General features: G+C 35.9%; 20 protein-coding genes and 1 pseudogene. 4 read left to right on the top strand and 17 right to left on the bottom strand.

All coding sequences use genetic code 11. The annotated features are described in order from the left end of the window. Positions 1 to 203 precede the first annotated feature (203 nt). The 3 genes from rplI to B2C77_RS01430 form a co-directional block, all read right to left on the bottom strand. A complete protein-coding gene (gene rplI, locus B2C77_RS01420; RefSeq protein WP_077702061.1) occupies positions 204 to 650 on the bottom strand; it encodes a 50S ribosomal protein L9 in 447 nt (148 codons plus the stop codon). Then, positions 647 to 2,617 carry a DHH family phosphoesterase gene (locus B2C77_RS01425; RefSeq protein ID WP_077702064.1) on the bottom strand — a complete coding sequence of 657 codons (1,971 nt, stop codon included), beginning with the start codon at positions 2,615 to 2,617 and terminating at the stop codon, positions 647 to 649. Before B2C77_RS01425 ends, rplI begins: the two co-directional genes overlap by 4 nt. 373 nt (positions 2,618 to 2,990) lie before the next feature. After that, entirely contained in the window at positions 2,991 to 3,932 is a 942-nt protein-coding gene (locus tag B2C77_RS01430; protein ID WP_176087255.1) for a YybS family protein, read from the bottom strand. Between the two features lie 841 nt (positions 3,933 to 4,773). Between B2C77_RS01430 and B2C77_RS01440 the strand changes: the two genes are divergently transcribed. Together B2C77_RS01440 and modA are read left to right on the top strand one after the other, a co-directional pair. Then, positions 4,774 to 5,163 carry a DUF1189 family protein gene (locus B2C77_RS01440; RefSeq protein WP_254843917.1) on the top strand — a complete coding sequence of 130 codons (390 nt, stop codon included), beginning with the start codon at positions 4,774 to 4,776 and terminating at the stop codon, positions 5,161 to 5,163. A 75-nt stretch (positions 5,164 to 5,238) separates the two neighbouring features. Next, complete coding sequence (gene modA, locus B2C77_RS01445; RefSeq protein ID WP_176087256.1) at positions 5,239 to 6,027, top strand: molybdate ABC transporter substrate-binding protein; 789 nt, start codon at positions 5,239 to 5,241, stop codon at positions 6,025 to 6,027. Between the two features lie 111 nt (positions 6,028 to 6,138). Here the strand turns inward: modA and rpsR are convergent, their stop codons facing one another. The 5 genes from rpsR to B2C77_RS01470 all read right to left on the bottom strand — a co-directional run bounded on the left by rpsR (position 6,139) and on the right by B2C77_RS01470 (position 8,899). Then, positions 6,139 to 6,369, bottom strand: coding sequence for a 30S ribosomal protein S18 (gene rpsR, locus B2C77_RS01450; RefSeq protein WP_050350602.1), 231 nt, complete (start codon positions 6,367 to 6,369; stop codon positions 6,139 to 6,141). 19 nt (positions 6,370 to 6,388) lie between these two features. Beyond that, on the bottom strand, positions 6,389 to 6,889 hold the full coding sequence (ssb, locus tag B2C77_RS01455; RefSeq protein WP_077702069.1) for a single-stranded DNA-binding protein: 501 nt from the start codon (positions 6,887 to 6,889) through the stop codon (positions 6,389 to 6,391). Positions 6,890 to 6,904: 15 nt separating this feature from the next. Next, positions 6,905 to 7,195 carry a 30S ribosomal protein S6 gene (gene rpsF / locus B2C77_RS01460; RefSeq protein WP_073010523.1) on the bottom strand — a complete coding sequence of 97 codons (291 nt, stop codon included), beginning with the start codon at positions 7,193 to 7,195 and terminating at the stop codon, positions 6,905 to 6,907. 161 nt (positions 7,196 to 7,356) lie between these two features. Beyond that, positions 7,357 to 8,457, bottom strand: coding sequence for a redox-regulated ATPase YchF (ychF, locus tag B2C77_RS01465; protein WP_077702070.1), 1,101 nt, complete (start codon positions 8,455 to 8,457; stop codon positions 7,357 to 7,359). A gap of 244 nt (positions 8,458 to 8,701) precedes the next feature. Next, positions 8,702 to 8,899 (bottom strand): DUF951 domain-containing protein, encoded by a 198-nt coding sequence (locus B2C77_RS01470; protein ID WP_077702071.1) that lies wholly within the window; start codon positions 8,897 to 8,899, stop codon positions 8,702 to 8,704. A gap of 260 nt (positions 8,900 to 9,159) precedes the next feature. On the opposite strand from B2C77_RS01470, the gene B2C77_RS01475 reads away from it, so the two are divergent. Then, positions 9,160 to 10,275: an IS4 family transposase gene (locus tag B2C77_RS01475; protein ID WP_077702072.1), complete on the top strand. Its 1,116-nt coding sequence runs from the start codon at positions 9,160 to 9,162 to the stop codon at positions 10,273 to 10,275. A gap of 349 nt (positions 10,276 to 10,624) precedes the next feature. Here the strand turns inward: B2C77_RS01475 and B2C77_RS21925 are convergent. From B2C77_RS21925 to B2C77_RS01490, 3 genes and pseudogenes are all read right to left on the bottom strand, one after another. Next, positions 10,625 to 10,900, bottom strand: a pseudogene (locus B2C77_RS21925) (methyltransferase domain-containing protein); the annotation flags it as partial. A gap of 191 nt (positions 10,901 to 11,091) precedes the next feature. Further along, a complete protein-coding gene (locus B2C77_RS01485; protein WP_077702073.1) occupies positions 11,092 to 12,120 on the bottom strand; it encodes a mechanosensitive ion channel family protein in 1,029 nt (342 codons plus the stop codon). 27 nt (positions 12,121 to 12,147) lie between these two features. Beyond that, on the bottom strand, positions 12,148 to 13,173 hold the full coding sequence (locus B2C77_RS01490) for a YkvI family membrane protein (protein ID WP_077702074.1): 1,026 nt from the start codon (positions 13,171 to 13,173) through the stop codon (positions 12,148 to 12,150). Between the two features lie 88 nt (positions 13,174 to 13,261). On the opposite strand from B2C77_RS01490, the gene yyaC reads away from it, so the two are divergent. Beyond that, positions 13,262 to 13,864, top strand: a complete 603-nt coding sequence (yyaC, locus tag B2C77_RS01495; protein WP_077702075.1) for a spore protease YyaC — start codon at positions 13,262 to 13,264, stop codon at positions 13,862 to 13,864. Between the two features lie 281 nt (positions 13,865 to 14,145). Here the strand turns inward: yyaC and B2C77_RS01500 are convergent, their stop codons facing one another. The 6 genes from B2C77_RS01500 to mnmG form a co-directional block, all read right to left on the bottom strand. Continuing rightward, positions 14,146 to 14,853, bottom strand: a complete 708-nt coding sequence (locus B2C77_RS01500; protein ID WP_077702076.1) for a DUF554 domain-containing protein — start codon at positions 14,851 to 14,853, stop codon at positions 14,146 to 14,148. A 353-nt stretch (positions 14,854 to 15,206) separates the two neighbouring features. Then, positions 15,207 to 16,046 (bottom strand): ParB/RepB/Spo0J family partition protein, encoded by an 840-nt coding sequence (locus tag B2C77_RS01505; RefSeq protein WP_077702077.1) that lies wholly within the window; start codon positions 16,044 to 16,046, stop codon positions 15,207 to 15,209. Further along, a complete protein-coding gene (locus B2C77_RS01510; protein ID WP_077702078.1) occupies positions 16,027 to 16,800 on the bottom strand; it encodes a ParA family protein in 774 nt (257 codons plus the stop codon). Before B2C77_RS01510 ends, B2C77_RS01505 begins: the two co-directional genes overlap by 20 nt. A gap of 346 nt (positions 16,801 to 17,146) precedes the next feature. Continuing rightward, positions 17,147 to 18,031 (bottom strand): nucleoid occlusion protein, encoded by an 885-nt coding sequence (gene noc / locus B2C77_RS01515; RefSeq protein WP_077702079.1) that lies wholly within the window; start codon positions 18,029 to 18,031, stop codon positions 17,147 to 17,149. A 572-nt stretch (positions 18,032 to 18,603) separates the two neighbouring features. After that, positions 18,604 to 19,320, bottom strand: coding sequence for a 16S rRNA (guanine(527)-N(7))-methyltransferase RsmG (rsmG, locus tag B2C77_RS01520; protein ID WP_077702080.1), 717 nt, complete (start codon positions 19,318 to 19,320; stop codon positions 18,604 to 18,606). A 65-nt stretch (positions 19,321 to 19,385) separates the two neighbouring features. Next, a complete protein-coding gene (mnmG, locus tag B2C77_RS01525; RefSeq protein WP_077702081.1) occupies positions 19,386 to 21,272 on the bottom strand; it encodes a tRNA uridine-5-carboxymethylaminomethyl(34) synthesis enzyme MnmG in 1,887 nt (628 codons plus the stop codon). Between the last annotated feature and the right edge of the window lie 28 nt (positions 21,273 to 21,300).

Raw genomic sequence — 21,300 nt, forward strand, 5'->3', positions numbered from 1 at the left:
TTTTTCAGCAAACGACAACCCTCTTTTTTAGAAAAAATGGCGCCTTACAGACATGAAGGTAAGGCAAATTTTACTAACTGAACAGAGAAGTTGCAACATGCTTTCAAGCATGAAAGATTCTACGTATTTTCCGGAGCTCATTATAGCCGCTATTCACCTTTAAAGTTGCTACTAACTTATAAAAATATTGCTAAAACGCTCATTTACTTTTCACTCACACGCACTTTAATGGAACCATCTACTTCAGGATGCAATTTTACTGGTACATTTGTATACCCTAAAGATCTAATCGGTGCATCTAACTCTATTTTTCGCTTATCAATTTTATAGCCATAATTCTTTTCTAACGCTTCAGAGATTTGTTTGCTCGTAATGGAGCCAAATAAACGTCCACTGTCCCCTGATTTAGCCGTTAATTCTACAGTTATGTCTGCAAGTTTATCTTTCAATTGAATAGCTGCTTCTTTTTCTTTTTGTTCTAATTGTTTTTGTTTTTTCTTCTTTGCTTCTAAAGCTTTTAAATTACCTGGTGTTGCTTCTTGAGCTAAGTTATTTTTTAATAGATAGTTACGTGCATAACCATCGGATACATTTTTTACTTCACCTTGTTTGCCTTTACCTTTTACGTCTTTAAGAAATATTACTTTCATTCTGATTCGCTCCCCTCATAGTATTCATCTAAAATATCTTTTAACAACTGTTCGACTTCATCAATTGTCGTATCTTCAATCTGTGTGGCGGCATTTGTTAAATGTCCACCACCATTCATTTTTTCCATAATCACTTGCACATTAATAGCCCCCAACGATCGAGCACTAATGCCAACCCTTCCGTCCTTGCGTTCCGAGATAACAAAAGAAGCAGCTATCCCACTCATCGTTAATAAAATATCGGCCGTTTGAGCAATTAATACAGGACCGTGAATTTGTCCTTCCTTCGCTTTTGCGATAGCAATTTGATTACGGTATATTTGCGCTCGTTCGATTAATTTACTTCGCTCCACATATACTTCAATGTCCTCTTTTAACAGTTCCTGAACAAGTACTGTATCGGCACCTTTGGATCGTAAGTAAGAAGCAGCATCAAATGTTCTTGACCCTGTTCGTAACGTGAAACTTTTCGTATCGACAATAATCCCTGCTAATAACGCAGTTGCCTCCAACATACGTAATTTTAATTTTTTCGGTTGATACTCTAACAGTTCCGTTACCAATTCTGCCGTAGAAGATGCATATGGTTCCATGTATACTAAAGTTGGGTTGTCAATAAAATCTTCCCCACGACGATGATGATCAATGACTACTTTGTAATCGGACTTTTGTAAGAGTACTTCACTTGCAACCATTGCTGGTCGATGTGTATCTACGACGACGACTAGGCTACGGTTGTTGATAAGTGAATTTGCTTCATCAGGATCCACAAAGTATTGCCAAAGTACCTCATCTTCCTTAATTTTATCAACTAAACGATAAACACCTGTATCGATATCATTTGGGTCAAACACGATATATCCTTCTACGTCATTAGCAAGCGCAATATTTAAGATACCGATAGCAGCACCGATCGAATCCATGTCTGGTGATTTATGCCCCATAATGATCACATTATCACTAGCTCGAATTAACTCTTTTAACGCATGGGAGATTACCCTTGCTCTTACGCGCGTTCGCTTTTCCATTGGGTTTGTTTTCCCACCGTAAAAGCGAACTTTTCCCGTCTCGTCCTTAATCGCTACTTGATCGCCACCTCGACCTAATGCAAGGTCTAGGCTCGATTGGGCTAATTCCCCAAGTGTAGGCAAGTCAACATTCCCCATGCCGATACCAATACTTAATGTAACCGGGGTATTGCGCTCTCCGCTTAATGCACGTACTTCATCTAAGATTTCAAATTTCGATTTTTCTAGATTTGTTAGGATTTCTTTTGTTCCAACGGCTAAAAAACGTTCCTGAGAAGTTCGTTTTAAATACAGACCGTGATGTTTGGACCATTTATTTAATACCGATGTCACTTGTGAATTTAATCGACTTTTATTTGTATCGTCCATGTTCTGCGTAATTTCTTCATAGTTGTCTAGAAAAATAAAACCAAGGACCGTCTGCTCATTTCGATACTGTATTTGTAATTCCGATTGTTCTGTACGATCAAATAAATAAAGGAGTCGTTCTTCTTTCTTTACAACCGTTTCGAACACATAATCTTGCAACTCAAACCAGATCTTCTCTTTATTTTCTTTAATCATCGGAATTAAATCCTCTGATAATTTATGAAGCGAATCGCCAACCAAACTTCCATCATCAAAACGATTCATATATGGATTTGCCCATTCTATTTTAAAATCATCATTATATAAGATAATTCCAAACGGCATTTCTAATAACGCTTCTTCCCCGACCTTTTTTACACGGTACGACAATGTCGTTATATATTTTTCAGCTTCATCTTGCAGAGCTTGCTCCGAACGCATACTGTAATAGAATGAAACGACTAACAATACTGTCATAATCATTCCCAGCATCCATTGAAAATACCAAATAAATCCTAATAAAATGATGGAAATTGTGTAAATAAACCATACATGGTTTCTCAGTGTCGGCTTTTTTTGCTTATCGGGCATCACATTCAGCTCCTACTATGCAACACTTATTTTATTCCTTTATCGGTAACCTTCTCTGTCACCAATGGATGAACAAAGACTCGGGCCCCTTTTAGCAACGTAGCGAATGGAACGAATCAACAAAAGATTTAGGAATCATGCCACTAAAACAGGGTATGCCGACATCGGGCGGGCAAGCCCGTTTTTAGTCGCCCTTCCTCCTAATGATGATGAACCGATGATGACTTAGCTTAGGACAATTCGTGAAGTAAGTCGCCTAGTTGCTTGGCGCTAGAGCCGGACGTGGCTTATTTGGTTATGTTGTTATACACAAGCCACGAATTTAATACTTTCTTAATTTTTAAAACAGGATAATATCCATTCTTCTAACGTCTTATTTCTTACCCATTCGCTCTCTTAAGTTCATTCCGATATCGAGGATTCCTAAAAATCGAATAATAAACATAAACACCGGCATGAGCAGTACTAAAATGATACTAATAATCGGAAATGCCTTAGACATTTTTTTTTCATGTGCAAAGAAAAATAAAAAGGAAAATCCTTGAATCATTAAAATAAGTTGTGCAATTATTAATAAATTTTGTATAGCCATTGACACTGTTCCACTACCAGCGTCCGCTACCATAAAAGCTGCGAGCAGAACAAAAAGATAAATAAACAGGACGCTTGAAGGAAAACGTAATGAACGGAATGGCGGAAAACGTAATTGACGTTTTTCAATCCGATTCATCAGCTTATAAGCGAGCCATTGACTAATCAGTGCTTGAATAACTGCTATGAATAGAAAATAGAATGGAAGTAGGTTCATTAACCCTTCCGTTACTTGCTCCATTGTTTCCTTAACGACGCCAGCTTGCTCTTGGCTACCAAACTGTTCCATAATACTTGTTGATTTTGCTAACGATTCGTCCATTAGGGATTGGAACTCTGCAACCATATTCACTTGCAAAACAAGCTGTACAAACAAAAATATAAGTAACATTCCAACGATATATCCAAATGTTCCCCTTGCTAACGTTTCATATGCAGTTATTTTTTTATAAATTGCTTCACCAATCATTATACCACCAATAATTGTAGGTACAGCAAGCGGTAATGCAAGAACTGTTCCTAGCAGTATAGATAAAATAATTGCTGCAACAGCCATTACTAAAGCCGGTTTCCAGCTATGTCTTGCTGTATACATTACAAAAGGAATTGGCAATACAAAGATAGCAATTGGTGTTATTACTGGAATAAATAAACCAGCTAACAATATGATAATGAATAGACCGGTAAACAATGCACCGTCTACTTGTTTTTTAGATTGATTCATTTTGCACCTCATCTACCTTAAGTTGTTACTATTCCATTCTAATATGATAACATGTTTTTCACTCCAATAGTTGTCGAAAAGCATAGAAATATTATTTCCCGGGTAATATTATTTAGAAAGACCATTTTGAGATTATAATAATTTCAGTAAAAACGCAATCCGATTAGAAAAATTTGGCTTGTCGCCAAGTCTTATGGTGATTGGCATAGTTTTTCTTATACTATAAACCTTTAAACTTTTATACTTTCCTATAGTGGAACAAAGGCTTAGGGCGCCCGTTTAGCAATGTAGCGAGTGGAACGAATCAACGAAAGTTTTAGGAAGCCTGCCACTAAAACAGGGAAATGCCGACGCACTAAGGCAAGCCCGTTTTTAGTCGGCATGCCTATTTAGCACGAAACGATGGTGACTTAGCTTAGGGCAATGGAGTGAAGTCGCCTAGTTGCTAAAGCAACAAATTTTATACTTTCTTATCTTATTAGAAAAACTTGACTTATCGCCAAATTTTGATAGCAGAAACTGTCGTTTTCTTTTTGTCGAAGAAGTGGTATCGATATTTGCCAATCATCCATTAAATTCGGTTCAACAATTGTTTTCAATTCGTTTACAAGGAATTTATTCTTTATTTCTACTATAATAGAAGTAATTATAAAACTGAACTTCATACTAAGTTTTAAGGAAATAATGCAGTTTTCTTATACTATTACTTTCTTAGAGTGAAATAAAGACAAGGGTGACAATAATGATATTCTTCCATGCGTTTATACATAGTATCAAACTCCCCAAAAAGAACGCAATATTCCAGCTTAATCGTATTGGGATGGATATTGCAGTTATTTATATGTTAATTCTTATCTTACTTGTATCTATTCCTTCATTTCTGCAATATACATTATCAACAGGGGATGGGGTAGCGGCACAGCTAAATGCTTTCTTCAAAATCATTTACTTTTTTATTTTTCATTATTTACCTTTATCTATCATAATATTTATTCTTTTATCTATTATAGCGGGTATTGGAACACTTATAGCAAAATTTATGGATCGAAAATTAAAGTTTTCTATACTATGGAAAATGACTGTTTTTACCACAAGCGTCCCTTTTTTGTTATACACAATTGTAGGAATCTTTTTTCCTCTGCAAGATAATTTCTTATTCCTATTTTGTGCTTATTCATTACTATTTCTCGTTTTGATTATTTCCGTATATCCAAAACGGAGGAAAAAATAGAAAAACCTATTTAAAGCTTCATTCATTTGAATATTAGAACAGTGATAGAATATTATGAGCACTAGGAGGACTTACATGAAGCATATTTTTATCCTTTGCATCAGCATCGTTTTTCTAACAGGGTGCGCTCTGTTTGAGGAAGAACAACTTTTCGAGCAACCTGCTGAACAAAATAAAATACTTGTAGCTGCAGATTCCAGTTTGAAAGATGTACTTCCTAAACTAATTACGCAATTTGAAAAAGAACATCCGACGATAGCAGTAGAAGTAAATTTTGCAAGTTCTGGCCAATTAGCTGGTAATATTCAACAAGGTGCTCCCATTGACCTACTCTTATCTGCAAATAAAGAGTGGACGGATACGTTAAAAAAAGAAGGATTAATTCTAAATGGTTCGCAAAAAAAGTTTGCTCACAATCAACTCGTATTAATATCACATACGGATAAAGAGTTATCAATAGAAGATTTAGGTGATGTAAAACAGGCTCCTTTTAAAGAACTCGTTCTAGGTGATCCCGTGAATGTAACAGCTGGTGATTATGCACAAAAAGCTTTTCAATCAAATGAAGTAAATATATGGGACACCATTAAAAATAAAACTGTCTATGTTAAAGATATAGCAGATATTATGGAAAAGGTGAGAGAGAATACGCAAACACTTGGCGTTGTATATGCTTCCAACACGGTTCAAAACGAGGACGTAAACGTGATCTATGAAATTGACGAGCACCTCCATCCATCCATCGTTTATGAAACGGGAATTACTTCCTATAGTACAAATCATCATGATGCGAAGGTGTTAACCGATTTTATAAATTCTAAAAAGGCAACAGAAACTTTTGCAGCATATGGGTTTGGAGAATAGTTCAAACTCCTACGCGAACTTTACTACCATTTTTTTATGAAGGTTTAAAAACATTCCTATAATGCAAAAAAACCATCTTCTGCAAGGTAGCAAAAGATGGCTTCTATATGATTACTCAGCAACATATGGCAATAAAGCCATTGTACGAGCACGTTTGATTGCTTTCGTTAGTTTACGTTGATATTTTGCAGAAGTTCCAGTTACACGACGAGGAAGAATTTTTCCACGTTCAGAAATAAAACGTCTTAGCAAGTCAACATCTTTATAGTCAATGTGTGTAATTCCGTTCGCTGTAAAATAACACACTTTACGACGTTTTGCACGACCGCGACGAGCTGCCATCAATATGACCTCCTTTTAATTAAAATGGTAAATCATCATCTGATATTTCAATAGGTTCTCCATTATTTTGAAATGGATTTTCCTTGTTATTTTGACTTTGACTTTGACTTTGTTCATATGGGTTGGATTGCGGTTCGAATTGACCTTGGTTTCTGTTTGGTTGAAATCCTGATGCACCTTGTCCCCCGCCCTGAGAAGAACCTTTTGTTTCCAAAAATTGAACACTTTCTGCCACTATTTCAGTAACAAATACTGTTTTTCCATCTTGGCCTTCAAATCGGCGTGTTTGCACTCGTCCATCCACACCAACCATGCTACCTTTATTCATATAATTCGCCAGGTTTTCCGCTGCTCTACGCCAAACGACACAGTTAATAAAATCTGCTTCACGGTTCCCCTGTTGATTGGAAAATGGACGGTTTACCGCAAGTGTGAAATTGGCAACTGCTACGCCACTTGGGGTGTAACGTAAATCAGGATCCTTCGTTAACCTGCCGACAAGTACGACACGATTTAACATCCGAACCACTCCTTATTATTGATCATCTTCTCGAACGACAATATGACGAATAATATCATCAGAAAACTTTGCTAGACGGTCAAACTCATTAATAGCTTGATCATCACTGCTGAAGTTAATGATTACATAATACCCATCACGATAGTCATTGATTTCATAAGCAAGGCGTTTTTTGCCTTTTTCATCAACTTTTTCAATCTCCGCACCATTATCAGTAAGAATACCATTGAAACGCTCTATTAAAGCTGTCTGCGCTTCTTCTTCCATGTCTGGGCGGATGATGTACATGATTTCGTATTTTCTCATCCGTAGCACCTCCTTTTGGACTTAGCGGCTCCCAATATTCGACGGTATATAATGTCGTCATGAGAGCAAGGAGTAATTCATAAAATTTAATTACTCACGATAGTGTATTATACCAAATCATCTTACAAATGACAAGTTTTTCGAGAGATCCTGTTTTACGTTTACACATTAAATCGGAAGTGGATAACATCGCCATCTTGAACGATGTAATCTTTCCCTTCTAACCGTACCTTTCCATTTTCCCGCGCTTTTGTCATAGATCCAGCTGCTACTAAATCATCGTAGGACACCGTTTCAGCACGGATAAAACCACGTTCAAAATCAGTATGAATGATTCCAGCAGCTTGCGGTGCTTTCATCCCTTTACGGAACGTCCAAGCACGAACTTCTTGTTCTCCCGCTGTAAAATATGTCGCCAATCCTAATAAATGATAAGAGGCTTTAATCAGCTTGTCCAGACCCGATTCTGTAATACCTAAATCGTCCAAGAACATGGCTTTTTCTTCTTCATCTAATTCGGAAATCTCTTCTTCTATTTTTGCACAAACGACAATCACTTCTGCATTTTCTTTTTCTGCATATGCTTTTACTTTTTGAACATGCTCATTGGCATCTGTATCTTCTACTTCTTCTTCACTTACATTAGCTACATAAAGCGTTGGCTTACTTGTAAGCAAATGTAGCCCTTTAACAATTTTCCATTGTTCTTCATTAAACTCCATTGCTCTAACTGGTTGTTCTTCTTCTAATCCTGTCTTCAATTTACTTAATACTTCAAATTCTGCAACAGCAGATTTTTCCTTTTGCCTAGCTAATTTCTCCACACGTTGGAATCGTTTGTTCACCGTTTCCAAATCTGCAAGAATTAATTCCAAATTAATAATATCCATATCTTCAACTGGATCGACTTTTCCAGATACATGCGTAATATTCTCATCATCAAAGCAACGGACGACTTGGCAAATAGCATCTACTTGACGAATATGAGATAAAAACTGGTTACCTAATCCCTCCCCTTTACTTGCGCCTTTTACAATACCTGCAATATCTGTAAACTCAAATGTTGTCGGTACTGTCTTTTTTGGTTTTACTAATTCTGTTAATTTATTTAAGCGTTTGTCTGGTACTTCTACAATTCCTACGTTTGGATCTATAGTCGCAAACGGATAGTTTGCTGCTTCTGCTCCAGCTTGGGTAATTGCATTAAATAACGTGGACTTACCGACGTTTGGAAGACCGACAATTCCTGCTGTTAAAGACATGCCTATTTCACTCCTTAAGGATTCCATTCATATGAACACGTTTGTCCTTTTCATTATAGATACAAGCCAATCAAATGACAAGCTAACAAAAAGTAAAAGTAGACAGAAATAGCTGCCTACTTTTACACTTTACCCTATTAATTTTCATTTTCTCTTTATCTTTAATCATAATTATACCATTTTAATACGGTCATCGCTATTTCTTTACACATGAAAAAATTTCTTTTTCCCTTTATGTTCGTACTTATTCTTCTGCTTTTTCCAGTATTTTTTTCATTTTTTTCTCAAATTGTTTACGTGGGATCATGACACTATGATCACAGCCCAAACATTTAATACGGATATCCATTCCCATCCGTATAATTCGCCAACGGTTTTCGCCGCACGGATGTGGCTTTTTCATTTGTACGACATCATGTAGTGCAAATTGTTTTCCTTCCATAGCCATGTTCTCCTTCATTATTTATCTTTGTAAAATGAACTATCTCAACCTTAACATGTTAGAAAGACTTGGCTTGTCCCCAAGTCTTATGGAAAAGCCTTTTTTTCTTATAGTTTAAATCACTAGCATTGCATTAATTAAACCTGATGATTCAAAATACTGAAAATGTTTAATAATTACGTGTTCATGATACAAAAAAATCCTTTACAATGGAAGTACAGGTGGTTCCTGTCCAAATCCAAAAGTAAAGGATAATCCGTATGGACAAGAATACACTAAAATCATCATTTGGTAAATGGGTTTCACCTATAAATACGAAAAAACTATTTGAACAAGTAGAAGAAAATAAACAAGATTACTACACAAAAAAGCTAACAACTGCAGGGTATATAAAGCTCATGTTACTTGCCCAACTGCAAGGATTCGAGAGCTTGGAAGAAATGAGCGATGCCCTAATAGATGATGGACTTCAGAAAGCACTGGGGTTTGAATCGATTAGTACATCTCAGCTATCAAGGAAGAATAATGAAATGAATCCAATGATCCTTTCCCATTTATTCTTGGACCTTGTTTACAAAATAAAAGGTATCCAATCTAAAAACGGGAAATACATGCCATTGAAAATCATTGATTCTAGCACGCTTCCATTAAACTTAACGAATCATAAGTGGGCAAAGTTCCGTAAAACAAAAGCAGGAGTTAAGCTACATTTACGACTTATATTTATGAATAAAGATACCGTCTATCCTGAAAAAGCAGTGATTACAACAGCCAAAGAACATGACAGAAATCAACTGGAAGTTCTCGTAGACGACAAAGAAGCCATGTATGTGTTTGACCGTGGATACGTTGATTATGAACGATTTGATCGAATGACAGATGAAGGCTATTTTTTCGTATCAAGACTGAAGAAAAACGCCATCACTCGTGAAGTAGAATCATTTTCTATACCTAAAGATGCTACGGTTTTATCCGACAAGATGGTTTACATCGGTTCGACGCAAAATCGTACAGAGAATGTATTCCGCCTACTTGAAGTAGTGGATACAAAGGGAAACATTCTACGATTAATTACTAACCGTTTCGATCTAAATTCCGAAGAGATTAGTGAAATTTACCGTCAACGGTGGGCCATAGAGCTATTTTTCAAATGGCTCAAACAGCATGTAGAGATCAAACACTTTTATGGCATGAGCGAAACTGCCATTCAAAATCAAATTTTCCTTGCACTTATTGCTTACTGTTTACATGTACTTATCCAGTTAGAGATGAGGAGTAAGAAGTCCTTACTCCGAATTAGCCGCTGGTTAAATAAAGCGCTGTGGAAACCTGCGTACATCTGGATTCGCAGATTTGACGATAGATCTATTCCGTAAATACATACAGTGTCGCTGTTGCTAATAGTTTAATTGTATAATTTTTCCAAATGGACAGACCACCTTTGTTTAGCCTTTGTCTTTTTGGCAAAAAATCCTGCAAAGATGCTTACTGAATTTTCAAACCATATTTATGCAATGCTAGTGAGTTTAAATTAAAAAATTACATACTTGCCTATAGTGTAAAAGTAAGTTAAATTCTACTTCTTTATAACGGCAAGCAGATGATATTCTGCATTGGCCTCACGATATTCCGTATAGACATTGAATAGTGTATTGCATTCATGTTGAGCCTCCGTAATTATTTTCTTTAGAATCTTTTCACGTGTAGCTCCTTTTAACATACAGTTCACAAACACTTCGCCTTTTTAAGTTCGAATAGTATTTTATTTACAAAAGCGGTCTCTTTTCTTATAACATTTTTATAAAAGTGTAGCATGGAATCTAACAATACAAAATCTGTATCCTCGGGAATCGGAAAGTCAAATACGTTATCGACTATTCCTTTAACGTCTATATTTCTTTTTTCAGCCTCTTTATTAACTTGGTTTATTCCAACTGTTGAATGATCCACTCCAACTACTTTATATCCTAGTTCTCCAAGCAGTAATGAATCTCTTCCTTGCCCACAACCTAAATCAAGTACAGTTCCTTTCGATTGATAATTTGTGAAAAAACGAACGAGAGCTGGATATGGATTTCCAAAATAATATTTTCCTTGTAATAATCATCGTATACTACTTTTTTCATTGCATCATCCCCAACATTAGAAAATCTGTGCCTCCCCATAGTTTTTTCTATTAATGATTATTCTGCTTATTCATCGCCTTCTCTTTGTGGGGACTGTTCACCATGCGATTCAAGATCCGGATATCCTGTTCGATTACTCGAGCTATCATGAAACTGTTTCCTTTGGCTATAATCCAATAATTCTTGCTTCTGATCACGAGAATACATCACGATTCTTGGAGAAGGTATTTCAATTCCTGAGCGATAAAGGTAATGTTGCATATCACGGCGAATATTTCTTTCTGCAGCCCATTGAAAACCAGGTAATGTTTCTGCAATGACACGAATTACAAAATGGGATGCTTCTAAATTTTGTACACCAATAATTTCTGGGGTACCTACAACAAAATCATATTTATCTGGTAGTGTAACGGCAACTTCATTTATTAAGCGCTCTGCGTCGTCGACACTACTTTCATAAGGTACATTAATATCCACGATTGCCAACCCATTATGAACGGAATAATTGATGACTTGGGTGACATTACCATTTGGTAAAATATGCATTTCACCTGTCCAGCTTAATACTTTCGTTGTTCTTAAACCGATTTCTTCCACCGTTCCTTCAATACCTGCGACACCAACATAATCGCCTACGGAAAATTGGTCTTCAAAAATAATGAAAAATCCTGAGATAATGTCTCTGACTAAATTTTGCGCACCAAAACCAATTGCTAAACCAGCGACACCTGCACCAGCGATTAATGCTCCTATTTCCAGACCAAACACACCATCTAAAATCATAAGGAGTGCGATAAAATAAACGACATATGCAATCACATTTTTAATTAATTTTTTTAACGTGTTTTCCCGACGCTCTGTAATTCGAAGGGGGCCTTTATCCCGCTTCTTAAATAACCGGTCCACTACTTTCCGAGAAATACGAATGACCATCAGAGATAATACGAGAATAAGTATAATTTGCAACATACCTTTTCCAACTGAAAACCATAAATCGGCACCTGTTAAATAATCCCATGCATCATTCATCAGTTTATGAAAATTATCTACTTCTTTCTCTACATTTTCTTCTACTGTGCTTTGTGCTAAATTCATCCTAAGCCTCCCTTGCCTTCTCAAAATCTATATTTTTGTTTTTTCCAGTTTATCCCAAAAAGGAAGAAATAATAATCGCGTTAATACGTATAAATTTAATATACCGTAAATGGGGTATAAGTATTGAATTAAGGTTGAAAAACCGAGAGCTGTTAATGGAATCATTGTAACCAAGGTCAAGCAAACAATCAACCATAATGGTTGCTTGACATAGTCTTGTACACGGCTCACAATGCCAAGTATTCCTGAAGCAGCTGTGGTAAAAATAGCAAACCATAATAATATACTCATAAAAACGAGCATTTGTAATGGATAGTTCTTCATAATAGCAAATAATGGAATCTCATATACTAGTACTTCATCAGCAATTTGAATTAAACTATTATTGTAAATAAACGAAATAACTCCAAGTGTAAGCCCACTGCCAATAGAAGCAATCCATATTTCTTGTTTTGATTGTACTTTATGTCCGATTGCTCCCAAGACAGCAATTAGCGGAAGTATATTTAATGCCGTAAAAGGAAATGCGGCCATCCAATTTCGTTGTTCATGCCAATGTGAAAAAAGATCCAATTTTTGATCAATCGTAAACCATAATAGTACAAACACAAGCCCTGTTAATAATATTGGTAGTATAAATTGGTTGATAGATAGGAGGCCATTCACTCCTTTTAAAAATAGTAGTATAAGCGCAACAATTATTATACTTATTCCCCACCAGTAAGGGTAATTAAACGCTTGCGATGTTGCACCACTACCAGCAATCATAATAACAGTAGTTGTAAACAAATAAATAAAAATCATCACGTCATACACTTTTGTTAATTTCACACCTACAATGTCTCGTAAAACTGGTAAGTAGTGGGTAGACTTTCGTGTGTAGCTCACATTCATAATGCCTATACAACAAATAGTAAAAAAACAGGCAAATAAAATAATAGCTAGTCCACTTTCATGACCAAAAAATTGCCATAATTCTCTTCCTGAAGCATACCCTGCCCCAATCGTTGTACCAATAATTAAAAACATCCATTGCATCCCTGCTCGTATCATCTCATTTCCTCCATTTATTTTAATCATCTACGTATAGATTCAGGAAAATATCCGTATACTATACCAATATGTCTTTGGAGGATAAGCTATGATTTTTAAAAACAAATTATTGGATAATCACGATCAATTTCGTATGCACTATACAGATCCGGAATTCCATTTGAATATGCTAGATCGTTTTTTAGCGCTTCTCCCTCAGTCCCCACGGGAATATGTTGTTGTATCCATTGGGACAGACCGTTCTACAGGAGATGCTTTAGGACCGCTTGTTGGGAGTTTGTTTTCTGAGAAGAAACCGAGGCATATCTCTATCTATGGCACGTTGGATAATCCCGTTCATGCTGTCAATTTAGCAGATTATCTACATCAGATTGAGACATCATACCGACATCCTTTTATTATAGCCATTGATGCTTGTTTAGGAAAGCAACATTCTGTAGGAAAAATCATTGCAGGAAGAGGACCTATTAAACCTGGTGCAGCATTAAATAAACCGCTTCCTGCTATAGGAGATGCTCATCTTACTGGTGTTGTTAATGTGAGTGGATTTATGGAATACGCTGTTTTACAAAATACGAGACTGCAGATTGTTATGGCAATGGCCAAATTAATTGCCGACCTTTTAGATGAAGTAGATCAACGTTTAACATATAGAAAAAGAATGCCAGCTGTGGTTTCAACGACCATATAAGAATCATTCTCTTTGTGAAGCCCATGACAAGCGAGCTAATGCAAAAGTCAGAAATTCATTAATTGGACAATTTTTTCTTCCTCCAATTGATGCTCCCCTCTCGTCTCCTATACATATGGACTATAGATGGAACAAAAGGGATAGGTTATGCACACTATTCCTTTTGTTCTCTATAGGAAATCATAAGATTTTTTGGTTTATAGTATTAGAAAAACAAGGTTTTTTCAGCTATAGGAGAGTATAAGCCAAATTTTTCTAACTATGTTACCCTACATGTATAGTTACAAAAATAGTAGATACACAGAGTAAACGAAGCCTACCATTATAACAGCTGGTAATAGATTTCCTATTCTTATAGATGTAATATTTAATAGATTTAGTCCAATTGCTATAATTAATAAGCCGCCTACCCCTGTTACTTCAGTGATGAAACCATCCAAATATGCTTTAGGCACGATACCTTCTATTTGTGTAGCTAATAGAGCAATAGAACCTTGATATAATAGTACAGGAATAACTGATAATATAACACCAAATCCTAACGTTGTCGTCAATACTAAGGAGACAAAGCCATCTAGTATGCCTTTTGTTATTAAAACTTCATGATCTCCCCGCAAACCACTATCTAATGCTCCAATAATGGCCATTGCACCAATTACAAATATTAAAGAGGCTGTAACAAAACCTTGCGAAACTCGTGTATCATCTTCTTTAGAACCTAATTGATTGCCAACCCATTTTCCTAATTGATTTAAACGGTCTTCTAAGCGAAGCCATTCTCCTATAACAGCTCCCATTAGTAAGCTTAGTAAAACCACAATAATTTGTTCCGTAACAAAAGCCATTTGCAAACCAATTAATAAGACAGCTAAACCGATTCCTTGCATGATAGTCTCTTTATACCGCTCTGGAATTTTAGTGAATACTAAACCTAGTAAGCTGCCAATAATAATTAAAACTCCATTTATAATGGTACCATATAATGCTATTTTGTCCGCCTCCCCTATTTAAATATGTCACTGTTTCACGTGAAACAATTGTATGTAACTTACATTTATATGAAAACACGATTGTAGGAAAATTTAATCATAGCTCATGCATATTGATTACGAAAAAACTGTCTTCTCTTATCTAGTGCCTTTCAGCAAAGCAAATAAATTTTAGAAAAACAACGGCTATCACCAAAGTCTTTAGACAATAGCCGTTGTTTTTCTTATACTATAAACCCTGAAATTTCATACTTTCTTACAGTGTAAAACGAAAGACTGACAATATTGTCAGTCTCCCAAGTTCTTATTTCTACTGTTATCCAAGTCACAAATCAACTTCTAAAAACATGGAATCATTCATTTTCAAGCGTATCAATAATACGCTGTAAATCGTTATCGTTATAAAATTCTATCTCAATTTTACCTTTACGTTTGCCACGTTGAATGGTTACAGCAGTTCCAAACCTTTCTCTAAGAAAAGTTTCTCTTTCTTGAATAAATACATCTTTCTTTGGTTTTTCTTTTTGTTTTACAGGCTTTTCGTTCAATTGAACGATCAATTTTTCTACCTGCCTTACATTCAATTTTTCTTTTCGTATTTTTTGTACTAAGGCTTTAACTTTTGTTTTATCCTTCAGACCCAGTATAGCACGCCCATGTCCCATGGAAAGCTCTCCATTATTTATGTAGGCAATAACGGACTCTGGCAAAGAAAGCAATCGTACCATATTAGCGATGTGTGATCTACTTTTTCCTAAGCGTTTAGATAATTCTTCCTGTGTGATGTTTAATTCGTTCATTAAGTTAGCATACGCATGGGCCTCTTCGATAGGAGTTAAATCCTCTCGCTGCAAGTTCTCCAATAATGCCAGTTCCATCATTTTATCATCGGTTAATTCTTTAATAATGACTGGTATCTTATCTAATCCTGCCTCTTTAGCTGCACGATATCTTCTTTCTCCTACGACAATTTCATAGCCTTTAATGCTCGCTCGAACAATCAAAGGCTGAATAATACCGTACTCAAGAATAGATTCTTTTAACTCATCAATAGCGTCTGCGTGAAAAGTTTTTCGAGGCTGATATGGATTTGGACGGCACTCAGAAATAGCAATTTCCTCAATAACATCATCTTGTTTTTCCTCAACCTCTGGAAAGAAAGCATTAATTCCTTTACCTAACCCTTTCGCCATTGGCCATCACTTCCTTCGCTAACTCAAGATATACTTCTGCACCTTTTGACTTTGCATCATAAGTAATAATTGGCAAACCATGACTTGGCGCTTCTCCTAATCTTACATTACGTGGAATTATCGTTTGATAGACTTTGTCTTGAAAATATTTTTTCACTTCTTCAATAACTTGTAAGCCTAAATTGGTTCTAGCATCAAGCATAGTTAATAACACTCCTTCAATCATAAGTGTTTTATTAAGATGCTTTTGTACTAGTCTAATGGTGTTTAGCAACTGACTTAGTCCTTCCAAAGCATAATACTCACATTGTACTGGAATAATGACGGAGTCAGAAGCAGTTAGTGCATTTAAAGTCAATAACCCAAGTGATGGAGGGCAATCAATGATAATGTAATCATAGTCTAGCTTCAGATTCTCTAATGATTTTTTAAGCCGTATTTCTCTAGATATTGTTGGCACCAACTCTATCTCTGCCCCAGCTAATTGGATAGTAGCAGGTATAATATCTAAATTTTCAATCGTTGTAGAAATACATACTTCTTCCGCAGGTAACTCTTCTACAAGGACATTATAAATACAATGTTTTACATCTGCTTTATTTACACCTGTTCCACTTGTAGCGTTACCTTGCGGGTCTACATCTACAAGAAGAACCTTATTTCCTAAATGTGCTAAACAAGCACTTAAATTAACAGATGATGTTGTTTTTCCTACGCCACCTTTCTGGTTAGCGATGGACATTATTTTTCCCATGTTGACACCTACCTAAAACGATATACTATCTATTTTATCATTTTTTCTTCTAAATAGTTGACTAATTTCAATTTTGTTAGCGATTCGTAATTTTAGTAGACATAATTCTTAAGAAATACATGGATTGGCGTAAAAACACCGTCATTTTTCTTATAAGATAAACGTAAATAGTGAAAACACCCACCAGATGGGTATCCTGTAGAAAAACTGGCTTACCACCTTTTTTATGGCGGAGCCAGTTTTCTTATATTATAAATCAAAGGATCTTATCTTTTCCTATAGTACAATAAGTATAATCCTTTTCTTAAACGATATGGTGATTATTAAACTTAAATATATAAATGAATTATTTCTTCTTTGGAATTTTAATCGTGATTTGGTAATAATCTTCTAAATCTTGTTCATCAGACTCAACTTCAACACCTGTATCAGAAACCATGTTAAGGGATTGACGTATCGTATTCATTGCAATACGAATATCCTTATTAAAACCTTTTCGTTTAACTGTATTCCTTTTTGCCGTTTTTTCTTTTCGCTCATTCATTTTTGCTATTTTTTCTTCTGTTTGCTTTACATTTAAATGTTTTTCAATGATTTCTTGTAATAATTTAATTTGTTCCTCTTCATCACTTAATTTAATGAGGGCTCGAGCATGCCTCTCTGTGATATATTTTCCTAGCAATGCTTCCTGAACTGCTTGAGGCAATTTAAGTAATCGTAACTTATTTGCAATGGTTGATTGGTTTTTTCCTAATCGTTGAGCAAGTGCTTCTTGGGTTAAATCATGAATCTCTAATAATTGCGCATACGCTGTTGCCTCTTCGATAACCGTTAGTTCTTCACGTTGTAAATTTTCTATAAGCGCAACGGAAGCAGTCTCTGTATCCGTCATTTCTTTGACAATAGCAGAAATATGTTCCCATCCTAAGGACTCCACTGCTCGCCATCTTCTTTCCCCAGCAATAATTTCATAGTGTTGTTCTGTCTGGTCATTTTCAACCAATTGCCTAACGATAATTGGTTGGATCATACCATGTGTTTGTATCGTTTGAGCAAGTTCTTTTATCTTTTCTTCACTAAAAATTGACCTAGGCTGATAACGATTAGGTTTTATATTTTTAACAGGGATCTGTATCACTTCATTGGAGTGAATATCTATACCTGAATCGGAATCATTTTCCTGTTCAGGTTTATCACCGATTCCAAAAAAACGGTTAAAGGGCTTCACCATAATCCCACACCACCTCTAATATACTATTATAATATGATCTATGTATAAAATATAAAATGTTTCACGTGGAACATTTTATATGGAATAACTATAAATATTATAGCACAGGAAAAGCGCTTATAAAGGGAAACTTGTTTCTCTCTATCTTAAATAGAAGATAGATAAAGAGTAAGCGAAAAAGATATATACCTTACTAAATGAATAAATTGAATATTCAATCTATATAAACTCTCTCGATAATTTACGATACAGAGATATAACCTAAAATAGAACTCCTGTTACAGTTACTTATCTAACTATAAAAGTAGCAGTATAAGAAAAAACGCAGCAGCAAACTGCTAGCGCTATACAAAATTATTACTTAATCACAAACACATACATTGCCTTTATTTTACCATATATATAATAGGAAAAATACTCATTAATCAGTCGGGGTTTTTCATCCCCTTCATGGCTAGAGCAAATTAGATGCTGTTATCCCCCACTTCGACGCTTTCTTTCAATTAATACAGTAGGATCCTTACAGCACCTTCTATCCGGGATAGATCCTAACATTAGACATGTGTTTCACACTATTCAATTGGCTCTTTATTTGGAAGTCCAGCTTTTCGTGGATATTTTTTAGGTGTTTTTCTTGCTTTATATATTTCAATAATGGAGCGTTCACTTTCTTCCTCAGGCAAAGTAAACGTGTACATTTGTTTTAATTCCCCACCTAAAACCTCAATCGCAGGCTTAGCTAATTCTATCTCCTCCCCTGCTTTTGCACCTTTCATAGCCAAAAAAGTCCCTTGTTTTTTTGTTAGTGGCAAACAAAGTTCACTTAATACAGACATACGTGCAACCGCTCTTGCAGTTACTACATCAAAAGTTTCACGAAAAGCTGCATTTTTGCCCATGTTTTCGGCTCTGTCATGATAAAAGGCAACTTTTTCTAACGACAAAGCAGTGGATAATTCATTTAAAAAACCAATTCGTTTTTTTAATGAATCAACAATAGTAACTTCTAGATGTGGAAAGCAAATTTTTAACGGGATACTAGGGAAACCCGCTCCTGCACCAACATCACAAATCGATTGCACATGATTAAAATTAAAGTAAAACGCTGCACTTATTGAATCATAAAAATGCTTTAAATAAACATCGGCCTCCTCCGTTAAACCAGTTAAGTTAATTTTTTCGTTCCACTCCATTAATGTTGTGTAATAAATGGAAAATTGTTCCTTTTGATATGCGGTTAACTTTATTCCCTTTTCCTCTAATACTTGAAAAATTTGTTCTCGTTTCATGGTTCTACTCCTTATTTAGATAAAAGCAGACTTAGCTACTTATAAGCTAAATCTGCTTACTATCATTAATTAGCCAGACGTACTATATTTCCTTGCTCCATATAAACAACTAAAATAGATATATCAGCTGGGTTTACTCCAGAAATACGCGATGCTTGCCCGACAGAGAGTGGACGGACTTTTTTCAGCTTCTCTTTCGCTTCTGTAGCTATACCACTAATTGCATCATAATCAATATCTTCTGGTATTTTCTTTTCTTCCATTTTCAGCATGCGTGCTACTTGATCATTCGCCTTTTTAATATATCCCTCATATTTAATTTGAATACCGACTTGTTCCGTAACATCATGTGGAAGTGACGGATCCGCATGAATAATTGGTGCTAATAAGTCATACGACAGCTCTGGTCGCTTTAAAAGATCATATGCTTTTACAGCTTCCTTCATCTTTGATGCCCCAGCTGTTTCTAAAAATGCATTTACTTCCTCTGTAGGCTTAATGATTAATTTTTGCAATCGTTTCTTTTCTTCTTCTACGAGGCGATATTTTTCCTTAAATGCTGCATAACGCTCTTCCGTAATTAAGCCTAGCTCATAGCCTAGCTCTGTCATACGAAAGTCAGCATTGTCATGTCTTAATAGTAAGCGATACTCTGCACGGGATGTTAATAGTCGATACGGTTCATTTGTCCCTTTTGTCACTAAATCATCTATAAGCACACCAATATAAGCTTGTGATCGATCTAAAATGACTGGATCTCTCCCCAATACTTTTGCAGCGGCATTAATACCAGCCATAATCCCTTGAGCTGCTGCCTCTTCATAACCAGAAGTACCATTAATTTGCCCCGCCGTAAATAAACCGGGGATTTTCTTTGTTTCCAATGTCGGCCATAGCTGTGTTGGCACAATTGCATCATATTCAATCGCATAGCCAGCTCGCATAATTTCTGCATTCTCTAACCCTTCTACACTTCTTACCATGCCATGCTGTACCGATTCAGGTAAAGAAGTCGATAACCCTTGTACATACACTTCTTCTGTATCTCTTCCTTCTGGCTCTAAGAAAATTTGATGGCGAGGCTTGTCGTTAAAACGGACAATTTTATCCTCAATAGACGGACAATATCTCGGACCTGTTCCACGTTTCATTCCAGAATACATAGCAGAAAGAGAGAGGTTCTCATTGATAATTTCATGCGTAAATTCATTCGTATACGTTAACCAGCATGGAATTTGATCTGTAATATATTCTGTTGTTTCATATGAAAAACTGCGGGGTGTCTCATCTCCCGGTTGGATTTCTGTTTTTGAATAATCAATCGTATGGCTATTTACACGTGGAGGTGTACCTGTTTTAAACCGCGTAATTTCAAAACCTAGTTCTTCTAGGTTTTCGGACAATTTAATCGTTGGTCGTTGATTATTTGGGCCACTTTCATATTCCAAATCTCCCATAAGCACTTTCCCTCGCATAAACGTTCCTGTCGTAATAATGACGGTTTCTGCACGATAGAAGGCATTGGTTTCTGTAACAACTCCCTTACAGACACCATCTTCAACTACTAAACGATCTACCATTCCTTGGCGCAATGTAAGATTTTTCTCATTTTCTACAATATTTTTCATTTCCTTAATATACATAGGTTTATCCGCTTGCGCCCGAAGCGCTTGAACGGCAGGCCCTTTTCCTGTATTCAACAAACGCATTTGAATATGCGTTTTATCAATCACTTTACCCATGACACCACCTAGTGCGTCAATTTCCCTTACAACGATCCCTTTTGCTGGTCCTCCAATAGAAGGATTACATGGCATAAATGCGATCATATCTAAATTAAGTGTGAGCATTAATGTTTTTGCTCCCATTTTAGCAGCCGCAAGCCCAGCCTCTACACCTGCATGACCTGCACCGACCACGACTACATCATAATGTCCTGCATCATAAGTCATTGGTCTCATCCTTTCTAAATTAAAGTAA

The organism is Virgibacillus dokdonensis (genome assembly GCF_900166595.1).
Classification (GTDB): Bacteria; Bacillota; Bacilli; order Bacillales; family Amphibacillaceae; genus Virgibacillus; species Virgibacillus dokdonensis.